The sequence below is a fragment of the Solibacillus kalamii genome, from assembly GCF_002174535.1.
In the GTDB taxonomy this organism is placed as follows: Bacteria; Bacillota; Bacilli; order Bacillales_A; family Planococcaceae; genus Solibacillus; species Solibacillus silvestris.
Map to the genome: position 1 here is coordinate 59781 of NZ_NHNT01000005.1, position 25559 is coordinate 85339.

At 37.8% G+C, this 25559-nt stretch carries 27 protein-coding genes; 11 read left to right on the forward strand and 16 right to left on the reverse strand.

Features of this window, described 5'->3' with window-relative positions:
* Positions 1-37 precede the first annotated feature (37 nt).
* A complete protein-coding gene (locus tag CBM15_RS09290; RefSeq protein WP_087617260.1) occupies positions 38-463 on the reverse strand; it encodes an acyl-CoA thioesterase in 426 nt (141 codons plus the stop codon).
* 242 nt (positions 464-705) lie between these two features.
* Here CBM15_RS09290 and CBM15_RS09295 point away from each other — a divergent pair, with 242 nt between their 5' ends.
* The 4 genes from CBM15_RS09295 to CBM15_RS09305 all read left to right on the forward strand — a co-directional run bounded on the left by CBM15_RS09295 (position 706) and on the right by CBM15_RS09305 (position 2767).
* A complete protein-coding gene (locus tag CBM15_RS09295) occupies positions 706-1599 on the forward strand; it encodes an AraC family transcriptional regulator (RefSeq protein WP_087617261.1) in 894 nt (297 codons plus the stop codon).
* Positions 1600-1841: 242 nt separating this feature from the next.
* Positions 1842-2177, forward strand: a complete 336-nt coding sequence (locus tag CBM15_RS09300) for a L,D-transpeptidase (protein ID WP_087617262.1) — start codon at positions 1842-1844, stop codon at positions 2175-2177.
* A gap of 127 nt (positions 2178-2304) precedes the next feature.
* Positions 2305-2478 (forward strand): hypothetical protein, encoded by a 174-nt coding sequence (locus CBM15_RS19360; protein ID WP_008407084.1) that lies wholly within the window; start codon positions 2305-2307, stop codon positions 2476-2478.
* Positions 2479-2611: 133 nt separating this feature from the next.
* Positions 2612-2767, forward strand: a complete 156-nt coding sequence (locus tag CBM15_RS09305; RefSeq protein ID WP_014823888.1) for a hypothetical protein — start codon at positions 2612-2614, stop codon at positions 2765-2767.
* A gap of 69 nt (positions 2768-2836) precedes the next feature.
* On the opposite strand, the gene CBM15_RS09310 is transcribed toward CBM15_RS09305, so the two are convergent.
* Positions 2837-4678 carry a DNA ligase D gene (locus CBM15_RS09310; RefSeq protein WP_087617263.1) on the reverse strand — a complete coding sequence of 614 codons (1842 nt, stop codon included), beginning with the start codon at positions 4676-4678 and terminating at the stop codon, positions 2837-2839.
* A gap of 103 nt (positions 4679-4781) precedes the next feature.
* On the opposite strand from CBM15_RS09310, the gene ku reads away from it, so the two are divergent.
* Entirely contained in the window at positions 4782-5606 is an 825-nt protein-coding gene (gene ku / locus CBM15_RS09315) for a non-homologous end joining protein Ku (RefSeq protein WP_008407087.1), read from the forward strand.
* Between the two features lie 47 nt (positions 5607-5653).
* Here ku and CBM15_RS09320 read toward each other — a convergent pair whose 3' ends face one another.
* Positions 5654-6217: a glutathione peroxidase gene (locus CBM15_RS09320; protein ID WP_087617264.1), complete on the reverse strand. Its 564-nt coding sequence runs from the start codon at positions 6215-6217 to the stop codon at positions 5654-5656.
* Positions 6218-6549: 332 nt separating this feature from the next.
* On the opposite strand from CBM15_RS09320, the gene CBM15_RS09325 reads away from it, so the two are divergent.
* The gene (locus CBM15_RS09325) at positions 6550-7791 is read left to right on the forward strand and encodes an erythromycin esterase family protein (RefSeq protein WP_087617265.1); all 1242 of its coding nucleotides are present in this window, start codon (positions 6550-6552) and stop codon (positions 7789-7791) included.
* 155 nt (positions 7792-7946) lie between these two features.
* Here CBM15_RS09325 and CBM15_RS09330 read toward each other — a convergent pair whose 3' ends face one another.
* Complete coding sequence (locus tag CBM15_RS09330; RefSeq protein WP_087617266.1) at positions 7947-8318, reverse strand: VOC family protein; 372 nt, start codon at positions 8316-8318, stop codon at positions 7947-7949.
* Positions 8319-8513: 195 nt separating this feature from the next.
* On the opposite strand from CBM15_RS09330, the gene aac(6') reads away from it, so the two are divergent.
* Entirely contained in the window at positions 8514-8948 is a 435-nt protein-coding gene (aac(6'), locus tag CBM15_RS09335) for an aminoglycoside 6'-N-acetyltransferase (protein ID WP_087617267.1), read from the forward strand.
* A 15-nt stretch (positions 8949-8963) separates the two neighbouring features.
* Complete coding sequence (locus tag CBM15_RS09340) at positions 8964-9404, forward strand: GNAT family N-acetyltransferase (protein ID WP_087617268.1); 441 nt, start codon at positions 8964-8966, stop codon at positions 9402-9404.
* A gap of 54 nt (positions 9405-9458) precedes the next feature.
* Here the strand turns inward: CBM15_RS09340 and CBM15_RS09345 are convergent, their stop codons facing one another.
* From CBM15_RS09345 to CBM15_RS09370, 6 genes are all read right to left on the reverse strand, one after another.
* A complete protein-coding gene (locus tag CBM15_RS09345; RefSeq protein ID WP_065215985.1) occupies positions 9459-9968 on the reverse strand; it encodes a YfiT family bacillithiol transferase in 510 nt (169 codons plus the stop codon).
* A gap of 30 nt (positions 9969-9998) precedes the next feature.
* Complete coding sequence (locus CBM15_RS09350; protein ID WP_087617269.1) at positions 9999-11519, reverse strand: succinate CoA transferase; 1521 nt, start codon at positions 11517-11519, stop codon at positions 9999-10001.
* A gap of 381 nt (positions 11520-11900) precedes the next feature.
* Positions 11901-12440, reverse strand: a complete 540-nt coding sequence (locus CBM15_RS09355) for an NADPH-dependent FMN reductase (protein ID WP_087617270.1) — start codon at positions 12438-12440, stop codon at positions 11901-11903.
* A gap of 206 nt (positions 12441-12646) precedes the next feature.
* On the reverse strand, positions 12647-12958 hold the full coding sequence (locus CBM15_RS09360; protein ID WP_008407096.1) for an ArsR/SmtB family transcription factor: 312 nt from the start codon (positions 12956-12958) through the stop codon (positions 12647-12649).
* 42 nt (positions 12959-13000) lie between these two features.
* Positions 13001-13954, reverse strand: a complete 954-nt coding sequence (locus CBM15_RS09365; protein ID WP_087617271.1) for a cation diffusion facilitator family transporter — start codon at positions 13952-13954, stop codon at positions 13001-13003.
* A 181-nt stretch (positions 13955-14135) separates the two neighbouring features.
* Positions 14136-14672 carry a TetR/AcrR family transcriptional regulator gene (locus tag CBM15_RS09370; RefSeq protein WP_087617272.1) on the reverse strand — a complete coding sequence of 179 codons (537 nt, stop codon included), beginning with the start codon at positions 14670-14672 and terminating at the stop codon, positions 14136-14138.
* A gap of 170 nt (positions 14673-14842) precedes the next feature.
* Here CBM15_RS09370 and CBM15_RS09375 point away from each other — a divergent pair, with 170 nt between their 5' ends.
* Positions 14843-16252: an MDR family MFS transporter gene (locus CBM15_RS09375; protein ID WP_087617273.1), complete on the forward strand. Its 1410-nt coding sequence runs from the start codon at positions 14843-14845 to the stop codon at positions 16250-16252.
* Between the two features lie 39 nt (positions 16253-16291).
* Here CBM15_RS09375 and CBM15_RS09380 read toward each other — a convergent pair whose 3' ends face one another.
* Positions 16292-17470, reverse strand: a complete 1179-nt coding sequence (locus tag CBM15_RS09380; RefSeq protein ID WP_087617274.1) for a M14 family zinc carboxypeptidase — start codon at positions 17468-17470, stop codon at positions 16292-16294.
* 100 nt (positions 17471-17570) lie between these two features.
* Positions 17571-20657: an efflux RND transporter permease subunit gene (locus tag CBM15_RS09385; protein WP_087617275.1), complete on the reverse strand. Its 3087-nt coding sequence runs from the start codon at positions 20655-20657 to the stop codon at positions 17571-17573.
* 93 nt (positions 20658-20750) lie between these two features.
* Here CBM15_RS09385 and CBM15_RS09390 point away from each other — a divergent pair, with 93 nt between their 5' ends.
* Positions 20751-21572, forward strand: a complete 822-nt coding sequence (locus CBM15_RS09390; protein ID WP_087617276.1) for a TetR/AcrR family transcriptional regulator — start codon at positions 20751-20753, stop codon at positions 21570-21572.
* A 41-nt stretch (positions 21573-21613) separates the two neighbouring features.
* Here CBM15_RS09390 and CBM15_RS09395 read toward each other — a convergent pair whose 3' ends face one another.
* Positions 21614-22348 carry an alpha/beta fold hydrolase gene (locus tag CBM15_RS09395; RefSeq protein ID WP_014823907.1) on the reverse strand — a complete coding sequence of 245 codons (735 nt, stop codon included), beginning with the start codon at positions 22346-22348 and terminating at the stop codon, positions 21614-21616.
* A gap of 102 nt (positions 22349-22450) precedes the next feature.
* On the reverse strand, positions 22451-23323 hold the full coding sequence (locus CBM15_RS09400) for a DMT family transporter (RefSeq protein WP_087617277.1): 873 nt from the start codon (positions 23321-23323) through the stop codon (positions 22451-22453).
* A 455-nt stretch (positions 23324-23778) separates the two neighbouring features.
* Here CBM15_RS09400 and CBM15_RS09405 point away from each other — a divergent pair, with 455 nt between their 5' ends.
* On the forward strand, positions 23779-24159 hold the full coding sequence (locus tag CBM15_RS09405) for a nucleotide excision repair endonuclease (protein WP_008407105.1): 381 nt from the start codon (positions 23779-23781) through the stop codon (positions 24157-24159).
* 89 nt (positions 24160-24248) lie between these two features.
* On the opposite strand, the gene CBM15_RS09410 is transcribed toward CBM15_RS09405, so the two are convergent.
* A complete protein-coding gene (locus CBM15_RS09410) occupies positions 24249-24842 on the reverse strand; it encodes a transcriptional regulator (RefSeq protein WP_087617278.1) in 594 nt (197 codons plus the stop codon).
* Positions 24843-24983: 141 nt separating this feature from the next.
* Positions 24984-25556, reverse strand: coding sequence for a 5' nucleotidase, NT5C type (locus tag CBM15_RS09415; protein ID WP_087617279.1), 573 nt, complete (start codon positions 25554-25556; stop codon positions 24984-24986).
* Between the last annotated feature and the right edge of the window lie 3 nt (positions 25557-25559).

Below are 25559 nucleotides of genomic sequence, written 5' to 3' on the forward strand. Positions count from 1 at the left end.
AAAAATGCCCTGTTATCAATTTAACAGGACATGTCGATTAACTTTGAATTTTCGCAACTTCCGCATATTTGGCATCCCAAGCAGCATCAATCTTTTTCAATGCGACCGGACGGAAGTTTTCCTTTTTCACTAAAATATGTTGAGACTTCGCCGTTACGGCAACGGTGCCGTCTTCATGCAGAATTTCATAGCCATATGTAGTACGAAGCTTCGTATGTTCTTCAATCCATGTGCGAACTGTCGCCGTTTGTCCGTAGCGCATCGCCGCTTTATATTGAATCGAGAAATCCATAACAGGCGATAAAAACCCATCTTCTTCAAGCTTCGCATAATTAAATCCTAAATCCTTCACAATCTGTGTACGCCCGATTTCGCACCAAATGATGTAATTGGCATGATAAACGACACCCATCTGATCTGTCTCGGCATAGCGCACTTCTACTGTTGTTTCTGAAATATACATTCTCTTCACCTCTAGAGGTATTATAGCGCTAAAATGATTGAGTTGTAAGGATAAAGAATCGATATGCTATTTTAAATATGGTAATTGATGAAGTGTTTAAACTAAACCAGTAATCCAATATCATCACGCTTCTTTACTTTTTCTTTCAATTTTCAAATACAGCAATTTTGGAACAGTTTTCCTGCAGTGCTCTGGTATACTGATTTTACTGTACGAATGACTATACAGCTAGGGGGATATAAATGGACACAATAGAAACTTTACAGGGGATTTTAGAGTTTATCGATGAAAATATTACTGAAAATATCAGTCCGGATATTTTGGCTGCACAAGCGGGTTATTCAACTTGGCATTTCAGCCGGGTATTCCAATGGGGTACCGGATATTCGGTGATGACCTATGTCCGGAACCGACGACTTGCATTTGCTGCACATGAACTTTCTTCAGGCAAACGGATTCTCGATATTTCAGTGGAATATGGGTTTGAGACACACTCTGGATTCAGTAAGGCTTTTCGGCGTTATTACGGCTGTTCACCAGGAACTTACCGTTTGCATGCGCATTGTGGCCGTCCATTCCAGCCAAGCCTAACCTGTACGTACAAATACTTTATCGGAGGAATAGTTATGGAACCTAAATTTGTTACACTGCCTGCTATTAAACTTGCTGGATATGCCATTAAAACAACTTCAACTGGCGGAGAAAACTCTACAGCAATCCCAGCTTTTTGGGATGACTATATGAGCGGCGGAAAAATGGAAAAACTTCACTCGGAAAACTTTATTAAAAAGCACGATGAATATGGCGTATGCTTCCCGGAAGACCCGACAACTGGAGAGTTTGAATATGTAATCGGTGTCGAACCAAAAGCTGGGGCAAAAATTGCTGACGAATACCATGTTTGTGAAGTACCTCCCGCAACTTATGCCGTATTTTCTACACCCCCTTCTGATGCTAAAAACTTTGTAGCTGCCATTCAGGGAACATGGAATTATATTTTTAATGAATGGTTTCCTAAGTCGGGATTCGAGTATGCACCAGGTTGTAATGACTTTGAACTATACGATGACCGTTGCATGCTGGATGAAGGGAAAATTTGCGATATCTATATTCCGGTAGTGAAGTCACAAACATAAAATCCGAATAAGCTTCTTCAACGATTTCACCTCTAATCATTCCGAAAAAAATGAACTGGTCTGCGAGTAATTATTTGGGCTTTAGCAGCATATATTAGAATAAAGATTTATCGTTTTATAGACTTGAGTCGTTGCTCAGGTCTTTTTAAATTCGCCAAGAAATAAGATCGACAAAATTGGTTTCCTCGAATTAACTGATATCTATATTGCTTCATACTATTTTAAAATTGGAGTTGATCTTCATGACAATCTGGATCGACATATCCACTTTAAAACATCGATTAAAGCTAATGGATGACAATAAACTTATAAAAGCTTACCCGATTGCAGTTGGCAAAATATTAACCCCAACACCTTCTGGTACATACACGATCATCAATAAACAACTTAATCCTCCTGCACCATTCGGAGTGCTTTGGATGGGATTGTCTAAGCCTCATTATGGTATACACGGAACGAATAACCCGGCTTCAATCGGTAAGAATCGTTCACATGGATGTATTAGAATGTTTAATCACGATGTTCTAGAATTATCATCTAGAGCAACCATTGGTACGAAGGTTTTTATTCATAATTAAATTTGTAAAATCATTGACTTACCTTGAATTTCGAACCTTATTTCTAGCATAAATTTATCTAATATAGTTTAAAACTATTATTATTTTGGGAATAACAAAAATAGAAACTTGAAAAGGGGTAATTATCATGAACATTTCAAAATTATTAGGTGTGCCATATGCTAATTTAAAGACAGCTAAAGTATTTGTTAAACCAGGGCAAGTGGTCGTTACATATAATAAGAAAACATATTTTATTGTAAAAAAGGACGTATTTACAAATATTCTTCATCCATTAAACTATAATGCAATTAATTCTTGAGTCTTGAGAGATATTTTATCTCTCTTTTTTTCTGCCAAATTTACTGAATCGCTATTTTGTACTACATACAACACGGATAAATATAAATTTACTTTTCATACTACATCTATACTGTAATAAGGATGTGATTATTGTGGAAGAAACAAAATTTGCAGAACTGGATTTGAATAAACTCGAGGCAATTAAGCAACTGGAACAAAAATTAAATGTTACGCTGATTGCTTATGACTTATCCCCAAGTCATTCAAACCACCATGAGGATGCTCCTATAGTGATTAATCCTTCTTAATGTATAAAAGAAAAGCCTTCGCATAATTTGCGGAAGGCTTTTTTCTAAGTAGACTGCTGGTGCTACCAACTACACTTGTTTCCCAGTTATTTGATCTAGAGCAGCTCGGAATGGCTGCCGCTCACCCACTTCCCTGAAATTTTTGAAAGGATCCCCCATGCGTTCCAGACGTTTTATTATATTTGGAATCGTGAAAAGATCAGGCGTTAATCCTTCGTTTACTTCTTCCCATAATAATGGAGTGGCGATTAATCCTTTATTATTGCCGCGTGGTGAATATGGTGCCACAATCGTTTTGCCTTCCCGATGCTGGACATAATCCAAATACAGCCTTTTACCCCTGTTTTTCTTCATCCGCTCGATTGTAAACGAATCAGGAAATTGCTGTACGAGAAATCGGCATATAAACTCGGTAAATACACCCGTATCTTCATAAGAAAATGTGTGCAGTGGCAATGGGATATAGATTTGCATGCCCTTTCCGCCTGACGTTTTAATAAAGCTTGTCAGTTTAAAGTAATCCATTATCGTTTTAAACTTTATAGCAGCATCGACCGCCAATCCAAACTCATGAACGGACGGTGGATCCAAATCGAATACAATTTCTGTCGGCTGTTCTGAACTGACCGGCTGAAACGGAATATGAAATTCCAAAGCGAGCTGATTTCCCAACCACAGTAGGGATTCGAGATTATTGCACAAGATAAAATGGGTGTCGTCTACTAACTGAGTTGTGATAAATTCCGGCAAGTTTTCGATATAGTTTTTCTGGTAGAAGCTTTCACCGGGTACTCCGTGCGGATAACGGATGACCGTCAATAACCGGTCCTGCAGAAAAGGCATCATCATGGGCGCTACCGTCTGTAAATAATACAAATAGTCATCCTTTGTAATATGGCTAGCAGGAAAAACCGGTTTGTCCGGATGGGTGACGATGACACTTTCCGGAATCGGGTTTAATTGTCTCTGCATTTGCTGCCAGTTGCACTCGGTAACGTCCAGATGATGTTGGAACGAATGAAAGCGCGGCTCTCTCAATTTACTGCCATCGAAATCAATACAGGCAACGGTTACGCAAATTGAAGGGGGAATCTCGAATATACTTTTCTCCTTCACTGTCCCTTTCGATTTAAAAAAGGTGATCAATGTTTTGCTTTCTTCCTCGGACAAACCATGTTTAAACGAAACCACTTCCATAAGCATGTCTTCTTGATAGATTGCACCATTAAAAAAACCGTTTGATTGATCAAATTTCGTGAGGATGACATTTACATGTTTCCAGTTTTTTATTTTCAGCCAGCTTTTCGTTCTCGTATTTTCCAGCCATTTGCTGTTGCGCTTTTTCGCAATGATTCCTTCCCCATTATGGGACGTTACTTTTTGCCAAAGTAAATGCGGATCTTCAAATACATCTATCGCTTGAAGTCTCCTTGAATCATTATATTGCACAGTGCCAAGTAAATTGAGCCGTTCAAAAAGATCGGATAATAATTGTTTTCTTGTTGTTAACCGGCTATTTCCCTTATCTTTCCCTTTTAGTTTCAGTAAATCAAACACAATATAATGACATGGAAATGTCTTTGCATTCGATTCGATATTTTTTTGGTTCGTCATTTTTCCGCGCTTTTGCACAAACGAGAATTTACTTTGAAAATGATTGATTAAATAAACGATTTCTCCATCAAAAATCAGCGGTAAATATGGTTCGATTTCGGCATAAATACTCTTACAGAAACGAATGATTTCTGGAAATTTTTCATTTAATACATTACCATTTCGACTTTTCAGCTCAGGAATATTTTTGCCTTTTTCCCAAACTAAAATACAGCGATAACCGTCATACTTTGCCTCATACAACCAATCGTCACCTGATGGAATGTCCGGTACATCGGTTAATAGCATAGGTTTCACATATAGGCCAACTTTCGTTTTTATATTTATGCTTTGTTTTTTTTCGCAGACAATACATAAATTAAATTTTTAGTCCCATAGTAAGGAAAAATGAGGTGACAACATGCATACTGTCTGGAAAGGTAGTATTAGTTTTGGCTTAGTAAATATTCCCGTCAAGCTACATGCCGCAACTGAAAATAAAGACGTTAAACTTCGGCAGCTCCATAAGGAATGCCATACACCGATCAGCTACAAAAAGGTGTGTGAAGGATGTCAGGCAGAAGTAAAGGATGAAGATATCGTAAAGGCATACGAGTATACAAAGAACAAATTCGTCGTTTTAGATGAAGAGGATTTGGAAAACTTGCGTAAAGAAAATGAGGACAAATCCGTAGAGATTATAGATTTTGTTAAGCTGGAAGAAATTGATCCGATTTATTTTGAAAAAACATACTATTTATCACCTGATAATACTGGTGGAAAAGCTTATGTCCTATTACGAAAAACGTTGGAGGAATCAGGTAAAATCGGTGTCGCTAAAATTACGATCAGGTCAAAAGAGCAATTGGCCATTGTCCGTGTCTATAAAAATACATTAGTTATGGAGATCATTCATTTCCCGGATGAAGTACGAGATGTCGGGGATGTACCGAATATACCAAGTGTTGAAGCAGTCGTGCAAAAGGAACTGGATACGGCCCTTATGCTTGTTGAACAATTGACAACAGAGTTTGATCCAACCAAATATACGGATGATTACCGTACAGCGCTCATGCAGCTGATCGAGGAAAAGAAAACGGAAAGTACGGTTGTGGCAAACGAAAAACGACCGCTGCCTGATAATGTGACCGATTTAATGTCCGCATTACAAGCATCCCTGGATAAGACGAAGAAGCCGAAAACGAGAAAACGTGCAACCACTACAAGGACGAAAAAGAATGCATAAAATAAAGCCCATTTCCATTGAAGGAATGGGCTTTATTTGTCATGTGATTATTTTACAGCTGCAGTTTCCAAAAGCTGTTCAATCGCATTTTCGATATCCAGGAATGAAGCATCCGGCTCAAAACGCTGGATGACACGGCCGTTTCGGTCTACTAGGAACTTCGTGAAATTCCAGCGAATATTGCGGCCGATTAAATAATCGGGATAGTTTGATTGAATTGTATTGTACAAATGTTTTTGCTGCATTGTATCACGTACAAATTCCGGACAATCAACCTCGTGTTTTAAGTAGTTGAATAGCGGATGAGTCTCTTTGCCATTCACATCGATTTTATCAAATACTGGATATGTAACACCGAACTGTAGTTTGCATTGTCTTGCGGACGTTTCTCCGTCTTCCGGGTTCTGCTCGCCAAATTGGTTGCATGGAAATGATAGTACTGTGAACCCTTTTGCTGCATAGCGTTCATATAACTTTTGCATGTCTTCATATTGAAAAGTAAATCCGCAGTTACTTGCCGTATTCACAATCAACATCACTTGATCACGATAAGTTTCCATTGACAGGATCTCACCGTTCGTTTTTTTCACTAAATAATTATAAATACTCATTAAGTCATTCTCCCTAATTCATTTAGTATAAAACTATCATATTATAAATTCCTATGAAGTACAAAATTACTAACCTGAAAGTTGTAAAAAGATTAAGATTATCTTCAAAAAAATGAGCAAAATTAAAGGCGCATTGGATTCACGAGGAATCATGCGCCAAAATCATTCGATGGCTAACCGACCATCGCTACTAGTATCACCACTTATTTTATGTATATACAAAATAACTTTCTTTTGTTTTTCAAATATGCTTCCGAATAATTTACACGAATGCGGGTATTCATATGAATAGTACGGGAAAGATAACGTTGTATGAAAGGAGCGAAAAAAATATGCCAAGAAAACTGGTAGCTGCAATAAAAGAGCACGCCCTACCCTTTAACGAACACAGTTTAAATAAAATTGTTGATTCGATTGGAAATGCCCAAATTGTGATGATCGGTGAAGCGTCGCACGGTACATCGGAGTTTTATACAGTCCGCGCAGAGTTAACAAAACTTCTGATCAATCAAAAAGGCTTTAATATAATCGCTGTTGAAGGAGACTGGCCATCTGCACAGGCAGTAAACCGCTATGTAAAAGGTTATGAAGATGACAATGCAACTGCCACAACAATTTTAAAGGAATCTTTTAACCGGTGGCCGCAATGGATGTGGGCAAATGAAGAAGTAAAAGAATTCGTAGAGTGGCTAAAGGATAAAAATGACACATTGAGCAATAAAGTCGGGTTTTATGGTATTGATTTATACAGTCTCTTTGAATCGATGGATGAAGTAATACACTTTTTATCTGAAAACCCTAAGTATAAAGCAGATTTTGAGCACGCAAAGAAGGCATTTTCCTGCTTTGAACCTTACAACAGAATGCCCGAACATTATGCCCTTTCCACTGCTCAATTTACGGATGAATGTGTCCGTGAAGTAACAGATTTGCTGAAATCGCTGCGAAATAACAAGGAACAGTACTCGAATAAACATGAGGAAGATTTAAATGTCATGATGAATGCGCTTGTCGCAAAAAATGCTGAAACGTATTACCGAGAAATGATGCAGGATGCAATCTCGTGGAATACACGCGATTCACATATGGTGGAAGCGATCAATGAATTATTGAAGTATCACGGTGATGATGCAAAAATCATTATTTGGGAACATAATACACATATCGGAGATGCATCCGTCACCAGCATGAAAGAAGATCAGATGATCAACGTCGGTCAACTTATTCGTGAACAATATGGAATGGACAATACTTTTGCGATCGGCTTCGGGACGTATGAAGGTACGGTCATTGCTGCTGACAGTTGGGGAGATCCTTTGCAAATAATCCAAGTGCCCTCTTCCAAACTCAACACATGGGAAGGACAGCTCCACGCAGCTGGCGGACAAGATAAAATACTGATTTTTACTGAGGAGAATCGGAAATTATTTAATGATCGGATTGGCCATCGTGCAATTGGTGTTGTCTACCATCCTGAATATGAAGTATACGGAAATTATGTTCCATCCAATATCGGTTCAAGATACGATGCATTTATTTACATTGAGCAGACGAAAGCTTTAAAACCTTTATAAAGCAAGCCTACGTTGATCGTATGGCTTGCTTTTTATTTTTAGGCTCTGTTAAAACGCTGTGACTTAACCTATTAGTGAAAGATAGATTCGCTTCAATATTTTTACCTTTTCACCACTCTTGTTGTGTAATGATATTAGGTAATATATTTCATAATTCACCAGTGAACTTGAAGTTTATTCCCATTTGGGTCATAAAAGTGGAAAAAGGCATGCCCATTATCTTCTTTTATATCTTCTACCGTAACTTGATGATCAATTAAGTGTTGATGAAATTTAAATAGTTCAGGACTCGTGAAGCCAATGCTAAATTCCAGGTTATTATCAATTGTGAAATGTGCAAATGTTTCATCTTCAGTAGGAACTAAGATTAATAAGAAAGGTCCTTCATTTACTTTTAAAATCGCTCTTTCCTCAGTATTATTTAGTAACTGGAACCCTAATACATCACTGTACCATTGTGCAGATACTTCTAAATGCTTTACAGGAATTCGAATATAATGGACTTGTTCAATAAATGACTTACTCAAAGCAATTTCTCCCCTTTATTTAATCAGCTATTTAAAAAAGTTCCCTTTTTAAAAGCCTTTTTCCTTCCAATTATTGCATTAGTTTGTCCTTTAACTGAAAATAAATTTTTGACGATCCAGTGCATAACCACCTATCAACTTCCATTTTATTCTATAATAGTAAACATACTTATTACTAAAAAACAGGAGGAACCTATGATTAAAGAAGCGACACTGGACCAAGCATCTGCAGCAGCTCACCTTGCTTTACTCCTTTGGCCAGGTAATGATATACAAGAATTCGTACAGAACATGGAAGACGTTATTACAAACCAGAACAGTACTATTTTCTTAGCATTTAACGATGAAGAACCAATTGGGTTTGCACAATGTCAGCTCCGGTTTGATTATGTGGAGGGTACACATTCCACACCGGTTGGCTATTTGGAAGGCTTATATGTAGTAGAGGATTCCCGTAGACAGCATTTCGCGCAACAGTTAGTACAAGCATGTGAACATTGGGCTAGAACAAAGAAATGTACAGAGTTTGCAAGCGACTGCGAATTGTCTAATCAGGACAGTATAAACGTTCATCTTAAATTAGGCTTTACAGAAGCGAACCGCATTGTCTGTTTTACGAAAAAACTTTAAAAGGAGCGATTCATAGTGGAATTTAAAAGAATGGAAGAATCCGATTTAGCAACATGTACAGATACATTTATAAAAGTATTTAATGCAGAGCCGTGGAATGACAATTGGAACGATGAAAGTGCGCACCAGTATTTATCCGATTACTACAATACCCCAAACTTTCTAGGTGTAATTGCTATCGAAAATGGTGTACTGCTTGGCTTTATAATGGGCGTGCAACGGAAGTGGTATAGTGGCGATGAATATTTCATCCATGAAATGTGCGTCGATCAAACGTTGCAAAATAAAGGAATTGGTAAAGCGATACTCAACTATTTAGAAATCCAGTTGAAAGAGAAATCAGTTGAATCGATGACACTACTCACAAACCGAAATATTCCAGCAGAACATTTTTATAAAAACAATGGCTTTGATGAAATTGAACGTCTCGTCTTTTTATATAAGGAAATAAAATAGTACACTCACAAAAATGGCTTACCACTATTTGGTAAGCCATTACAATAAAGAGAATTAATTTGATAGGGCGATTTTAATATGAGCGAAATGATGCTCTTCATGCCATGCCAATTTCGCTAATTTTTTGGCAACTGTGATTGGCCCGTTTGTCTCATGTGTAAATTCACGTTTTAGCTGGTCTTCAGTTATACGTTGACCTAACGAAACGATCCGCTCATTAATACCTTCAAGCATTTTAATCGAGCTTTCTACAGGTAAGTCATTGTCTGGCAGTACTGCCCACTTTTCTTGATTAAATCCCGGCACTGTCGGGTTATCGTCCGTTAGTGCCAGCTTCAGTCGCTGATACATGTTTAGTTGTGAATCAGCAATATGATGAACAAGCTGACGAACTGTCCACGCACCTTCGCGGTAAGTTTTGTTTAACTGCTCTTCATTTAATGAATCGACCACTTCTCTTAAACGTGTCGTATATGATTCCGTTTGTTGTAACCATTCCTTTACATTGGCAAGTGTCACCTGTTCAGGTACTTGCAATGGACCAATAGGAAACTTTACATCCATGTTAAAACGCCACCTTTGTCTGTTTATCCATTAGTGTTTAATTTTGTCGTCTTCAAATAACATTGTCCCATTCTCTTTTAAATTGTTATGGAATGAGAATGCTTTTTCGAGGATATGCGGTGTTTGCCCGCCTACTTTTTCTTTTGCCTCTTCGAAATAAGCACGTAACTGTTCTTTATATTTCGGGTGTGCAATTTCAATCAATTTCTCTGCACGTTTCACTGGTGGAAGTCCGCGAAGGTCCGCATAGCCTTGCTCCGTTACGATGACATCGACATCGTGTTCTGTATGGTCGATATGTGAAACGAATGGAACGATTGTTGAAATAGCCCCGTTTTTCGCTAATGAAGATGTTACGAAAATAGTAATGCGTGCATTACGTGCAAAGTCACCCGAACCGCCAATACCATTCATAATCTTTGTGCCGTTAACATGAGTTGAGTTGACGTTACCGTAAATGTCGACTTCAATTGCTGTGTTAAACGAAATAACACCTAAGCGACGAATTACTTCCGGGTTATTCGAAATTTCCTGTGGTCGGAACATAATTTTATCTTTGTACTTCTCCAAGTCTTCCGCTAGTGAGTCTACGCGCTTTTTGGAAAGTGAGAATGCTGTACCTGCAGCAAATTTAACGATACCCGCATCAATCAGGTCAAACACACCATCTTGCAGTACTTCCGAGAATACTTCAAGATCTTTAAATTGAGACTTTTGCATGCCGTTTAATACGGCATTTGCTACCGAACCAACGCCTGATTGTAGCGGCGCTAAAGATTCTGGTAAATTCCCTACTTCCACTTCATTTGCCAAGAATGCTAATAAATTATCGGCAATTTTCTGTGTTTCCTCGTTTGGCTCGAATAATGGTGACGGAATATCCGGCTGCTCCGATAAAACAATCCCTTTTACTTTCGCAGGATCGACTTTAATTCCGATTTCACCAATTCGGTCCCCTGTATTGTAGATAGGGATTTCTTTACGCTCGCCTTGTGCTTTTTGAACATAAATATCATGAAGCCCTTCATATGCTGTTGGGGCTGTTGTGTTAATTTCGATAATCACGTTTTCAGCTTTTTCTACAAAAATCGGTGAGTTCCCTACAGAACCTGTTGGAATTACGAGACCGTCTTCTGTAATTGCTGCTGCTTCAATAATCGCATAATCAATTTTACCTAGTGAACCTTTACGTACTTCTTCCGCTGTATGTGATAAATGCTGATCAATATAGTAAATTTCACCGTTGTTGATTTTACCGCGCATAATCGCATTACCTTGATAAGGCACACGTAAGTTGATGATCCCTGCTTCTGCCATCGATTGGTCGGCAGTTGGACCTAATGATGCCCCTGTATATAGATTTACTTTGAAATTTTCCTGCTCTCCTCGTTTAGAAAGTGCAAGAGGAAATTCTTTAGGCTCTCCGAAAAGTGTAAAACCACTCATTCCCAGATTCATGCCGTCTTCAATCCAAGACGCGGCTTCCTCTGCTGAAACAACTTTGTTTAAAAACGCTTCATTTCTGATGAACTGACTTAAATCTTTTCCCATTAACAATCACCCCAAAATAATATTTTTAGTTCGATGTTACGATGAATTTCTGTAAATCCATATAGCCAATTAAAAAATCCGTTACCTAATTTTTTTAATCGCCTTATCTATATTGTAATGAGAGATTCGTCTTTCGTCCATTAGATACTTCCTATAATTTTGATAGATAAAAACTATAGTAAATAAAAAAGCAGATTTAAGGAGTTTTCTTTCACTTAAAACAATATTTTTTCGTCACACCATTCTATTGACAAAATGCGATATCTTTATCATCTACACTGGACCTTACCGTCGGAGTCTCTTTTGTTGCAGTAACATTTCCAGGAAAACTCGCCTTTATAAAAAACAACACCTCTTCTGAAAAAAGAGGTGCCAGCAATATTAAAACTTCTTCATCCATTCCAGGAAGTTCGCAATCACGCCGTCTAAAAATGCGATTGTCGCTTCATCTGTCAGCTGTCCTAGCGCATCGATTTTTTCATGAACTGCTCCAATATACACTTCGTTACCAGGTAAAACCGGGGAATTTAACCCGATTGCAAATAAAATATCACGCAAATGCATTTGAGCTTTAACAGAACCTAACATTCCCATTGATGACCCCATTATAATGGATGGTTTGCCGTTCATCACTTTATCCACACGGCTTAGCCAGTCGATGGCGTTCCCTAACACACCGGGGATTGTAGCGTTATATTCAGGTGTTATCCAAAGAATAGCATCAGCTTCTTTTACTTTTGCCTTAAAGTTTATAACAGCTTCTGGAGGATCCATTTCAATATCCTGGTTATACATCGGCAGAGGGGTCAAATCCAGAATTTCCAAATCGAACTTATCAGCATATCGTGCCTGAATATTTTTTGCGATTTTTAGATTGTATGATTCTTTACGGATACTTCCTACAATTGCTACAACTTTCATATTGAAAAACCTCCATTATTTTAGAATTCAACAACTTTAAATGATTTGTAAACTTGCTGCTGCCATCATGTAAATGGGCAACGATTTTAGTTTGCGACTTCCGTTTATTGATATACCCTACATTCTTCAATGTCGAAACCAATGAAAAAAACACGTAAGCGTTCATTAAAGAAAACTTTTACGTGTTGTTGACTGTTTCTATTTAATTAATGATGAGCATGATCGATTGCCTGATGGAGCAAATTGATAACATGTTCATCTGCACTTGTATAATACAATGTCGTCCCTTCACGCCTGAATTTTACTAAACGTAAATTCTTCAAAAAACGTAACTGGTGGGAAACCGCCGACTGATTTAAATCGAGCTTTTCTGCAATGTCATTTACCGAATGCTCTTCACAGCATAACATGTTTAAAATACGGATTCGTGTCGGATCGCTTAACGCCTTGAACGTTTGCGAAACGACAAACAATGTTTCTTCATCCAATTCATGTTGGGTTCTTTTTTCCATTGTCATACGATTTAACCCTCTTTTCTCTTATACGCCAGGCGTAATTGATTAATGATGGTGGTGGTGCTGATGGCTTGAATCTTGCTTCGCTGTACAATAAACCGAATGGTCGTGCGGATGCGTAGTTGTTTCAACTTGAATCGTCACGTGATGAATATTTTGATGTAGAAGATCATGTTCAACTTTCTCTAAAAATTGCTCACTTTCCTTAATCGTCAAGTCATCATTTACAACAACGTGACATGACAACGCATTTAATCCACTTGTAATTGTCCAGATGTGCAAGTCGTGAAGAGCTTTTACCTCTTCATATTTCTCAATCGTTTCTATGATTTCATCAACAGTTATATCCTGAGGTGTGCCTTCCATTAAAATATGCAATGAAGCTTTCGTTAAATGATATCCGCTGCGAAGTACAAGCGCAGCTACAAAGACACTGGCCAATGGATCTGCCCATCCCCAATCAAAGAACAGTATAAGCAACGCGGCAACAATGGCACCGATTGAACCGATCATGTCACTGATCACGTGCAAATAGGCGCCTCTCATATTTAAATTTCCCTTCGTATCCGCACCGCGCATCATAATCCATGCCACTAGAATATTTACTGCCAATCCGATACTGCTGATGACGAGCATCCCGGTTGAAGCAACTGCAGGCGGATTCATGAAACGACCGATCGCTTCATAAAAAATAAACAGCGCGATGATGATTAACGTCAGTCCATTTAGTGTGGCAGCCAATATTTCAATACGTTTGTAGCCGAATGTTTTACTGGCATTTGCTACTTTTTGTGCAAATACAATGGCCATTAATGCAATTCCAAGTGAAACGGCGTCGCTTAACATATGTCCTGCATCAGAAAGCAACGCAAGACTGTTCGTCAGCACCCCACCAATCGCTTCGACAATCATAAACCCGGTAATAATTAAAAAGGATATAAACAGTACTTTCTTGTTCGTACTATGTGAATGATGATGGTGATGATGGTGCTCTCCCATTTAAAATGCCCCCTTTTATTTTATATATGAACATATACTCATATATTAATATATTATGAATTCAGAAATTAGTCAATTACATATGCCCAGATTTTATGGCTGCCATTTTTATAAATGAAAAGGATTTGATAATTTCAGGGGTTGTATACAAACTATAGTTTAGCTTTGAAGAACAACTAAACTATGTTCTGTACAAAAGGTGGATTTGATCAGCAATGTATGTCGCATTTAAATACCCGCCATCTTTTAACCACCACGAGATCACACCGACAATGGAAGCCGCTTTTATATGACTGTCGACAAGTGATTTCGACGAAACACGGTCACTGTTCAGCCTTCTCGTATCAATCAATTGTTTTATTAATTGAAATAGCACTTTTTCAAATTGTTCAAACTGGAAAAGTAATCGTAAAGCGTGTTTTTGCGAGGCCAAATAATGGAGCAGCTCAACTAAATGTTCCTTTTCGTTTAACAGGTGAATATGGTTTAAATCTGTTATTTTTTCAGTTACTTCATTGAAAATCTCTTTTGTTAAATCATCCATCAAATGATTGATATCTTCATAATGCAAATAAAATGTTGTTCGGTTTAACGTTGCTTGCTTTGTTACTTTTTGTACAGACAAATGACTAAGCTTTACTCCTTCTTCCAAAAGTTCGAATACCGCTCTCTTTAACATTTCTTTTGTACGGATTGTTCGTGGATCTATTTTCATCATCAGATTTACCATTCCTGTCTATTAAATATTATTAAATCTACATATTCGAACAATTTGTCGATTAGTCTACAAAGTGGTTAATATTGTGTATGTCAAAGGCTCCTGCTCATTGTTAAAATACTTATTAGACAAACTGTCTATAAAGTTATCGTAGCGTAAGGGGTTTTAAAATGCAAAATGAATTATCGGAACAAACAAGAAAAATACTGCTGATCGTCATGATTGCAGGCTGTTTTTTCTCCACTTTAAATCAGACATTACTCAATGTCGCACTAAGTGATTTAATGAACACCTTTTCGGTATCGCCTACAACAATTCAATGGCTCGCAACAGGCTTTATGCTTGTGAACGGAATTTTGGTTCCAATTACGGCATTTTTAATGAAGCGCTTCTCAACACGCCAACTGTTTATTAGTGCGATGCTATTTTTATTAGCCGGTTCTGTTGTCGCAGCATGTGCGATGAACTTTGGCATGCTTTTAACAGGACGTATGATTCAAGCTGTAGGAGCAGGTATTATTTTGCCTTTAATGATGACCGTAATTGTCTACTTGTTCCCTGAAGAAAGAAGGGGCGCTATTATGGGGAAAGTCGGATTTGCAATTATTTTTGCACCTGCCATTGCCCCCACTCTTGCTGGATTTATTATTGATTATTTATCATGGCGCTGGCTGTTCATCAGCTTAATTCCATTTATCGTTATTATTATTGTCTTAGCGTATAAATACTTGATGAATGTAAATGAAGGTGCGAAATCGAAAATCGATTTGATCAGCTTAATATACTCAACATTCGGATTCGGTCTCTTATTGTTCGGGTTTAGTAGTGCCGGAAGCCGCGGATGGGATGATGGAGTTATTTTAACAACGATTGGTGCGGGATTGATCATTATTTTTCTGTTTTGCCAACGTCAATTGTCTTCACAGGATCCTTTACTGAATTTATCGGTATTCAGATATAAAATGTATTCCATGACGACGATTATAAATGTCGCAATTACGATCATCATGTATGCAGACTTGATTTTACTCCCGATGTATTTACAGGATGGCCGTGGTTTTTCTGCATTGGATGCAGGATTACTGCTGCTTCCCGGTGCGATTATCAATGCGTTTTTGTCACCGGTTACAGGGAAACTATTTGATAAGTACGGAGCGAAGCCTTTATTTATATTCGGTTTAGTTTTAGTTGCACTTTCGATGTGGCTCGTTATCGACTTATCTTCTACTACTTCGTATGTATATATTCTAGTACGCACCATTATTTTACGGATTGGGCTGGCATTTATTACAATGCCGTTAAATACGGCTGCCCTTAATGCGATTCCAAGAGAACTGGCCTCACACGGGTCTGCCGTAAACAATACAATCCGTCAACTTGCTGGTGCAATCGGAACGGCTGTCATCGTAACAGTGTATACACTGCAGTTAACGGGTACATCCGTTCAGGTAAACGAAAGTTATGCAAATGCGGCTAGTTCGACGTATTTCTATATGTTCCTATTAGCAATCGTTGCCTTTATTGTCGTACTTTTCGTTCCTAAACATAAACGGACAATGCCCGCTCAAGAAACAAACTAAAAACTGGTGAACCTCCATAATCGGGGTTCACCAGTTTTTTTACCAGTTCCGGGCCTCATTGGCTATATAAAGTCCGACTGTTTTATTTTGCTTCCAAACATTATTCCATCTTTTTAACTGAACGGATGCTTCTCCGGCATATGGCGCGATTTCAACTGTCATTGCAGGGCGGTCTTTTACTTTTGTGAAATAATCTTCAGATGCCGCTATTGGTTCATTTTTCTTTGTTACCGGCATTACTTTATAGCCGGTAATGGACGATACCCCTTTCACCAACTTTTTCGTTCGGCTGAACTTTGATTTCGTTTGGCTCCAGTAAATAAGTTGACCGGAAGAATGATATGAAATATACGCTAAATGATCCCCACGGTCAATCAGTCTTTTGATCGCAAGCGCTTCCGGTTCAGTATTTGGCGCTTTTCCTTTATATTCTTTGAATGAGGGCTTTGTCGTTTTGATTAAATGCCAGTTCACATTAAATTGACGATTCAGATCGACACCGTTTATATTCGCTTTCCAACGATTAAAATTGGTGCTGTTGTTGTTCATTGCTTTAAGCTTTGTCATCGATGTTTTTACTTTGCCTCCTTGCGCCAGTGTTACCCCATCAGGATTCACCATTGGCACAAATACGATGCTCACTTCACTTAAAAGTTTCTTCACATCGTATTTTCCAATTTTCGTTCCGTTCACATATGCTTTTAAATATGTATCAATCATTTCCATCAATACATTTGTCGTCATATGTTCACGTCCATGAAAAGATGCATCCATCAATACTTCCTTTTTACCCGTTCCAACTTTTAATGAATATAAAGAACGTCCCTCAACCGAATTCCCGATCATCTTCAATTTCGTCAGTGATGGATACATTTGAGAAACGAGCTTTAGCTTTGCTGCCACTTCATCGGACGTGATTATTTTCGAACCATCGACTAACTGGATATAGTGAACATCGGTTAAAGGGATGTGGGCTTCTTTGGAAGAATAGTTGATAACTCCGGATGTACCTTTTAATGCTTTCAATAATAACTTCTCACCTTTTGCTACAGTTTTTATGATGGTGCCGTGTTCATCTTTTAGTTCCGTATTCTTTTTCGCAACTACTTGCACCGGGTATTTACCAAGCCCGATTGCGTCTGACGCTGCTTCGGCAGAAATCGAACCAAAACTGAAAATGACTGCAGCTAATAGACTGAACAACAATAGTTTCTTCATAAAATGCCTCCCGCTATGTATATCAAAACTTTTCTTCTATACCCATAACTTTACTATAAAAAACAGCCTGCAAGAAATTACTTCTTACAGGCTGTTCGTATTAATTGTCTTTTACATCTTTACGATTCTTCTTCAGCATTTTTGATAACACTTCATATACAATCGGTACGATGATTAATGTTAATAATGTTGATGATAATAAACCACCAATTACTGTTACAGCAAGGTCTTGAGAAATCAGACCGCCGCCAGCACCGCCGAATGCCATTGGTAACATTGCACCAATAGTTGCAATCGCCGTCATTAAGATTGGACGTAAACGAGTTGCACCGGCTTCCAGAATTGCTTCACGCATGTTCATGCCTTCATGTTCCATACGGATAATGCGGTCAACAAGTACAATCGCGTTCGTGACAACAATACCGATTAACATCAGTAATCCCATCATAACAGAAACCGAAATTGTAAGACCTGTTGCGAACAATCCAATCCATGAACCGATTACTGTAAATGGTAAAGAGAATAAAATCGCAAATGGTGCTAAACCTTCACCGAATGTTACAACTAAGATAAAGTAAACAATCGCAATAGCTGCAATCATCGCAACCCCTAGTTGAGTAAATGTTTCAGCCATATCTGCCGCCACACCACCTACACCAGTTGTAACGCCTTTCGGTAATTCTAGATCAGCAATTTTCTCATCTGCTGCAGATGTTGCTTTTGATATATCTTTGTCTGTGATCGTTGCAGATACAGTCGCAAAGTATTCGCCTTTTTGACGAGATAATGAATTTAAAGTCGTACCTTCTTCAAGTTCAACAATGTCACCAATTGTCATTGTTTGACCAGTTGCCGTTTGAATCGGTGTATCCAATAATTCATCAATATCCGCTGCTGCAGATTTTGCTTCACGTTGAACAACTACATTAATATCAGCGCCGTCACTTTCAACAGTTGTCAGCACTTCTTTTGTATTATTTGTTTGTAAAGCCATTAAAATTTGAGCAGTAGTCAGACCGTATTGTAATACATTTTCCTGATCTACTTTGATTACATTTTCTACATATGGTGCAGAAGCATTAGACTCAACTTCATCAAGTCCTTTAACATCAACTAGAACATCTTCTACTTGAGCAACTGCTTCGTTTAACTTATCTAAATCTTCACTGTATAGTGTATAGCTTACTTCATTCGATGACATACCCATAGCGAAGTTTTGCGTTTTCCACTCGCCGGATTGGCCAATGTTAAAGATATAGTCTTCTACTTCTTTTTTCGCTTTCGGGAAATCTTCCATATCCGGATCGAAAATCGCATAGATTAAACCACCGCCTGCACCACCGCCAGTCATCATTGAAGCAGCATCAGTAGAAGGTTCTGTGTTCACCGATAATTGTAAAATATCGATATCTTCACGTTTCAATAATTCTTTTTCTACTTCTTCAATATTCGCAAGTGTCTCTTCCATCAATTCGCCAGTACCAGGTGTGTATGTTAAATACATTACTTTCTCTTCTTGAGAACCCATGAAACTAAAGCCGATTAATGGTGTTAGCGCTAGTGAACCAACTAATAGAACAATCGCAATAATTGACGAAATCCATTTATGGTTTAAAGATTTTTCCAAGAAATTACGGTATGTTACTGCAAGCTTACCGACTTCTTTATGCTGACTTTCAGACTTTTCACCGTAAATTTTCTTACGGAATAAAGTGTGTGAAAGTGCAGGTACGATTGTAATCGCAACGATTAATGATGCGATTAAAGCAAATGACATTGTTAATGCGAATGGTACGAATAATTCCCCTACCATACCGCCTACAAATACAAGTGGTGCGAATACTGCAATTGTTACTAATGTTGAAGACATGATCGGCTTGAACATTTCAATTGTTGCTTCACGAATTAACGCACGGCCTTGTAATTTTTCTTCTTTTAAATGCATACGACGATAAATATTTTCTACTACTACAATGGAGTCGTCAATTACCCGTCCGATTGCAACCGTAATCGCACCAAGCGTCATAATATTCAGCGTAATATCCAGCCAGTGCAATGCCATTAAAGCCATGAATACTGACACTGGAATTGAAATAATCGAGATAATAGTTGATTTAAAGTCACGCAGGAATAATAGGATAATTAATACTGCGATTAAACCACCAAATACCGCTTTTTCAACCATTGTAAAGACGGAATCTTCAATTGGTTTCCCTTGGTCTAAAGAAATATCGATTTTAAGACCTGAAATTGCTTCCTGCTCTTCTTCGATTAAATCTTTAACTGCATTTGCTACAGTCACCGTATTGGCATCCTGGCCTTTTACGATTTGAATCGCAATCGCATCTTTACCATTTGTTCGAGATACTGATTGCACTTTACCTACTTTTTCGATTTCAGCAATATCCCCCAGTTTTACGAAAGGAACCGGGTTGGTTTCAGAAGGTGTTACAGGAATCAGCATTTCTTTTAACTGTTCTTCTGTTTTGAACTTGCCGTCAACTGCAACAGCTTGCTCGCCATCTTCAAACTCGTATAATCCTAACGAGACTGCAAGGTCACTTGCCTGAATCATTTGCTTAACAGATTCTTCCGTTAAACCTAATTGTTCCATCTTTTCTTCATCATATGTGAAGGCAACTTCTTCAAGATGTTGACCTGTAACTGTCGCAGATGCAACACCGTCAATTTTGTTCAGTTTCGGCAAAATTATTTTCTCTACTGTCGACGTCAGTTCAACAATATCTTCATCCGAACTACTTACTGATAATGCAATAACAGGCATCATGTTCATACTGATTGCCATGATTGAAGGTTCTTGTGCACCTTCAGGAAGCTCAATATTATCTAAAGCAGCTTCTAACTGACGTTTCTTTTCATCCATATCCACGCCATATTCATATTCCACTTGAACTTGTGAAACATTTGATGAAGATGTAGAATATACAGCCTTTACATCTTCTAAACTTTCAACTGCCTTTTCATAAGGAATTGAAAGATCATCCATTACTTGCTCTGGTGTTGCCCCAGGATAAACACCCATAACGATTAGGTACGGGATCGAAATATCTGGAATCGACTCCATTTTCATACGTGTGGATGAATAAATACCGGAAAACACGATAATGATTGTTAGTAACCATACTGCAAGCTTATTCTTTAATACGAAATTAACCAAGCCCCTCACAGTTCCACCTTACCTTTCTTGACTATATGTAACCACCATTCTATAATAATGACTAGTCGGTCACGTGTCAATTGAAAGGGGCTTGAAAATATTATGACAAGAAAACAATTGATAATCGATTCAGCACTACATTTATTTGCCGAAAAAGGGATAGAAGCTACGTCAGTACAGCAAATTACCGATCATTGCGGCATTTCTAAAGGTGCTTTTTATTTATCATTTAAATCCAAAGACGAGCTCGTCTTTTCTATTATTGAACATTTTATGAACAATATAATTCGCGAAGTTGACCAAGCAGTCAGTGAAGGTAATACCCCTTCAGAAAAGCTCCATATCTACTTTGTTCATACTATGAAAGTATTGTCACACTATGCTGGATTTGCGGATATTTTGATGAAGGAAAACGTTTCTGCCATCAATAAGGCATTAATTGAACGGATTCATTATTATGTAGAGCTTTCCAATAAAAATTTGGAAAAGCTGCTATTTGAAGTATTTGGCGAACAAATCGAGGGACGACAATATGATTTAGTCGTTATTGTAAATGGGATGGTTCAATCGTATATGCAGTATATTTTCGACTCGTGCCAGACATTTGATGCGGTGAGGTTTGCAGATTCGCTTGTTGAGAAGACAACTTTATTAGCGACAAAAAGTAAAATAGCGCTGTTGCAAAATACTTCACAGTTTTACAGACGGATCGAAAATTATTCGATTGATCATATAGTGGAGGAACTGATGTTGCTTCAACAGCAGACGACGAACAATTTGGAACTCGATTCCCTCCAATTATTAATAGAAGAACTAAAAAGTGAAAATCCAAGAAATGCGATCATTATTGGTCTCATCTCCAATTTAGAGAAAAACGAATGCTTTAATTGGATTACGTTATATTTGAAAAAGGAATACAGTTAAAAAGAGAGGGACCCAAAAGATGGGTCCCTCTCTTTTTAGTTTTAGCTGTTCAGGAAACGAATGATTTCTCTTGCTACCGTTTGAGAATCTTCCACCATACCAAGATGTCCTGTATTAGTTTTTACTTTCTCCACATTCGGGTTGGATGTCGTAATCGGTGTGACAGCTTTGTCCTGTTCTCCTTCAATGACGAGAATTGGAATTGATATTGTATCGACAAGATCTCGTTGGTTTGGACGTGATTTCATGGCACCGAGTGCTGCAACAAGGCCTTCTTCTTTTCCTTCATAGGCAACTTCTTTTGCAAACAGCACATCTTCCGTTTTCGCATCGGGCGCAAGGAAGTTATGAATCACTCCGTCTACGAACGAGCCTGTTCCATGTTCCTGAATCTCTTCTTGTTGTTTCGTTCTTTTATCGATTGCTTCCGGTGTATCCGATGAGTCGGATGAATACAATAAGACGGCCTTTTCGATTTTAGAATATTGTTTCTCGATTGCCGCCAATGTAATATAGCCACCCATCGAATGCCCAATCCAATAAGCCTTTTCAACTTTTTCCGTCACTAATACATCGATTATATCCTCGGCATAGCGATAAACTGTATATTCCCCTTCCGGCATTTCACTTTTTCCATGCCCTGGTAAATCGATTGCAATGACATCAAATTGCTTTGTTAAAGGTTCCATAATTTTTTCGAATATTGCTGTACTCCCTAAAAATCCATGTACTAATACTACAACTTCCCCGGAACCATTTCGCGTATAATTTAACATATAACCAGTCCTCCCCTGAATTCATCTCTTATCCTTTTCCGTATTTCTATAATAATAAACAAAATCAGCCATTTTAAACGGATTGCTTAAAATGGCTGTTCATTATATATAGGATTTCTTACGTCTAAAGGTCGGTTTGACTTCTGCAAACAAAATCGCAAAGAAGATAAGAACACAACCAACAAGCATACGCCCAGTTAAAATTTCATTTAAAATAAGGACGGAGAACATCGTACCGAACAATGATTCCGTTGATAAAATAATGGCAGATTTCGTAGGGTTTGCATATTGCATGCCGATATTTTGGCATACATACGCCACAGCAGTACAAAATATTGCCAAGTACACAATGATGCCCAACCCTTCTGAAGTATAAGTCGTCGGCACTTCCCCTAGCATGACAACACTAACTACACTCAGGACAGTCGCCGTATAAAACTGGACAATTGTCAGCGCTAAAGCATCTTCAGTTTTAACAAATACATTTGTATAAAAAATATCGAAAGCGAATCCGACCGCACAAAGAATCGACAGGAAATCGCCAAAATTAATCGTCATCGAATCCTGCAATGATAAAAATCCAATTCCGACAACTGCTACACCAGCTGCGATAAATTCAAACCGGTCAATTCTTCTTTTGTATATGACATAAGCGATAATTGGAACGATAATGACATTTATCGCTGTCAAGAATGCATTTTTAGATGGGGTTGTATATTCCAAGCCCATGGTCTGTAGGGCAAAGGCGATAAACAAGATTGCGCCTAGAATCGCACCTTTCCATATCACAGCTTTTGAAATGAGTTTTAATTTTTTATAGAAAATGAAACTTAAAATAATGGAAGCTAATAAAAATCTCCCGGCCATCAATTGAAAAACGGTCCAATGTTCAAGCCCTTTCGCCATTCCTACAAAACCGCTCCCCCACATGACGGCGGTGATGAGCATGAGCAGCTCACCTTTATATTTTTGCATACGATTCCTTCTCTCTTTTTAAACTGATGTTTATGTATAACTGTTTTTAGCTGAACAAACTACTATTACAATAGATAAACTTCGAGGAAAAAGAAAGCGAAAATTCAAAAATTATCTTAACTAGCAGTAAAGTTAGAATTTTTTGCTTGACTGGGTTTGTTAGAAGCAGTTTTTTATTAGCTTAAAAGTATGTAAATTATGGTATTGATTTAGTCTTGTTCGGAGTGATTGACAAAATAAAATTAATTATATAGCGTCGGATAATATGTATACACTTCGTATAGTTAATTAAGGAAATTTCTTTAATATTGTCGGAAATATCCATAGTTTTGAAAATAACGGTAAAAAATCCGCTTATTTTATTATTCGCCAATGCCTGGCCTACTATATCAATAGCATTTTATCGTATTATCGTGTAAAATAAACTTTTAGAATAATTTAGGGACGTGAACAGTTTGATTAAAATTGAAATGCCAAAACCAGATTTAGTAATTCGTCAACGCGAACAAGTGTTAAAACCAGGGGATGTTGAAATTACACCATACTTCGGATTTATTGATTTCCATAAAATTACGCGTGATAAAGGCGGTATCTTCTTCTTCTATAATGAAAAGAACGAGCTTTTATTCGTAGGTAAAGCACGTAAAATCCGTCAACGTATCAAAAAGCATTTTGAAGACAATGTTTCACCAATGAAAAACCACCGTGCTGAAATTCACAAAATTGAAGTATATGAAATTGAAGATCCAATGGAACGTGAAATTTACGAAACATTTGCAATCAATCAATTCCAGTCAAAATACAATATCGATAAAGTATTTTTCGAACGGGCATAAGCTTATTAACCATAAAAGCCATTCTTTCTCTGAGAGAAAAAATGGCTTTTTTCTATATTTGAAATTAACCGTTTTGATAATGGACTTAATTACTCCGCTTTAAAATCAAGCATTTCATTGATTTTCGACAGGTCTTCCATTATGCCTTTTTTCTGGATGGCAATGCCGTCGTACCATTTGTTTAAAATGTCCTGCATGCCCTTCTCGATTTCTTTTCCTTCCGATACGAGCTGTACCATCACGTCGATTACTTTTGTACGTTCTTCGTAAAACTTGACGCGTGCCGGAAAATCTTTGCCGATGTTTTGTTTAAAAATATAGCCGAGTTTAATAATTCCATTATTCATCAGCTGCTCCGAGTAAAGTGTCGATCCGACAACTGCTAAACGCTCTTTAAAATCCGGCTCTTCTTTAATATAGTTTTGCATCAGGAGGGCAACCTGATCTGCGAAAGATTTGAGTTTGTTGCGCTGGCCTTCCATCAAATCTTTAGATTCCTCGAAAATATTAAGCATCAGTTCTGTATGTTCAAGCATATTTTTCACTTTATTTAATGGTTCTTCACTTGCTCCATTCAGACGTACTTGAATTGTACGATATACATATTGACGTTGTAAGTAGGCCGACAGTAATATAATCCCGTTGTAATGAACGCTTGCTTCGTAATGTTGTTGTGTTATCATAGTAAAATCCTCCAACCAGTATGTCTATACACTGTTAACAATACCACATATTCTTTCTCTTGAAAGGAAAAAATTCAAACTATTTTAACTTTTATATAAAAAAGAAAGTCCCGGAATGGCTCCGTGACTTTCCCATATCGATTACACCGATGCGTAACCGACCAGTTTATTGAATTCATCCCAACTTGTAAGACGTGTATATTCCACAGTCTGATTATATGACTGGTTTTTCACGATTACTTTCGTAGTGCTACCAGCCAATGTGTTTAAAACAGCTGGTTTATCATCTACATATACATCAAGTTCCAGGTTTTTGATAATATCGATTTTCTCATGGTCTGCCATACCGCAGTAAAAACGCTCATCCACAACCGGAAACCCTTGTGCTTTTACCCATGCGCGGGTCTGTTCACAATACCCTTTCGGACGGGATGTAATATAGTAAATTTCATGCCCTTCTTCTGCTAAAGCGTTCAATACTTCTTTTGCGCCTTCAAAGCTTGGACAATCCGTGAAATAGATTTCTTCCATTGAGTCTTTCCACATTTGGCTGCCTTCTTCATTTGTTAACCCAAATGGTTCATGGATTTCGACAGTTCCAATTGTATCAAACACATCTTCGCCAATCGTTTTGTTCAATTTTTTATTATATAAATGAAACGCATGTCGACGTAAATCGATTAACGTATCATCAATGTCAAATCCGAATTTCATATC

Coding starts and splice junctions, on each gene's coding strand:
- CBM15_RS09395 (WP_014823907.1), bottom strand. CDS start 22,348: ATGTTAAATTATACGCGAAATGGTTCCGGGGAAGTTGTAGTATTAGTA.
- CBM15_RS09400 (WP_087617277.1), bottom strand. CDS start 23,323: ATGCAAAAATATAAAGGTGAGCTGCTCATGCTCATCACCGCCGTCATG.
- CBM15_RS09370 (WP_087617272.1), bottom strand. CDS start 14,672: ATGATGAAAATAGATCCACGAACAATCCGTACAAAAGAAATGTTAAAG.
- CBM15_RS09375 (WP_087617273.1), top strand. CDS start 14,843: ATGCAAAATGAATTATCGGAACAAACAAGAAAAATACTGCTGATCGTC.
- CBM15_RS09345 (WP_065215985.1), bottom strand. CDS start 9,968: ATGGATGTAAAGTTTCCTATTGGTCCATTGCAAGTACCTGAACAGGTG.
- ku (WP_008407087.1), top strand. CDS start 4,782: ATGCATACTGTCTGGAAAGGTAGTATTAGTTTTGGCTTAGTAAATATT.
- CBM15_RS19360 (WP_008407084.1), top strand. CDS start 2,305: ATGAACATTTCAAAATTATTAGGTGTGCCATATGCTAATTTAAAGACA.
- CBM15_RS09380 (WP_087617274.1), bottom strand. CDS start 17,470: ATGAAGAAACTATTGTTGTTCAGTCTATTAGCTGCAGTCATTTTCAGT.
- CBM15_RS09365 (WP_087617271.1), bottom strand. CDS start 13,954: ATGGGAGAGCACCATCATCACCATCATCATTCACATAGTACGAACAAG.
- CBM15_RS09295 (WP_087617261.1), top strand. CDS start 706: ATGGACACAATAGAAACTTTACAGGGGATTTTAGAGTTTATCGATGAA.
- CBM15_RS09325 (WP_087617265.1), top strand. CDS start 6,550: ATGCCAAGAAAACTGGTAGCTGCAATAAAAGAGCACGCCCTACCCTTT.
- CBM15_RS09360 (WP_008407096.1), bottom strand. CDS start 12,958: ATGACAATGGAAAAAAGAACCCAACATGAATTGGATGAAGAAACATTG.
- CBM15_RS09390 (WP_087617276.1), top strand. CDS start 20,751: ATGACAAGAAAACAATTGATAATCGATTCAGCACTACATTTATTTGCC.
- CBM15_RS09410 (WP_087617278.1), bottom strand. CDS start 24,842: ATGATAACACAACAACATTACGAAGCAAGCGTTCATTACAACGGGATT.
- CBM15_RS09350 (WP_087617269.1), bottom strand. CDS start 11,519: ATGGGAAAAGATTTAAGTCAGTTCATCAGAAATGAAGCGTTTTTAAAC.
- CBM15_RS09320 (WP_087617264.1), bottom strand. CDS start 6,217: ATGAGTATTTATAATTATTTAGTGAAAAAAACGAACGGTGAGATCCTG.
- CBM15_RS09415 (WP_087617279.1), bottom strand. CDS start 25,556: ATGAAATTCGGATTTGACATTGATGATACGTTAATCGATTTACGTCGA.
- CBM15_RS09300 (WP_087617262.1), top strand. CDS start 1,842: ATGACAATCTGGATCGACATATCCACTTTAAAACATCGATTAAAGCTA.
- CBM15_RS09290 (WP_087617260.1), bottom strand. CDS start 463: ATGTATATTTCAGAAACAACAGTAGAAGTGCGCTATGCCGAGACAGAT.
- CBM15_RS09355 (WP_087617270.1), bottom strand. CDS start 12,440: ATGAAAGTTGTAGCAATTGTAGGAAGTATCCGTAAAGAATCATACAAT.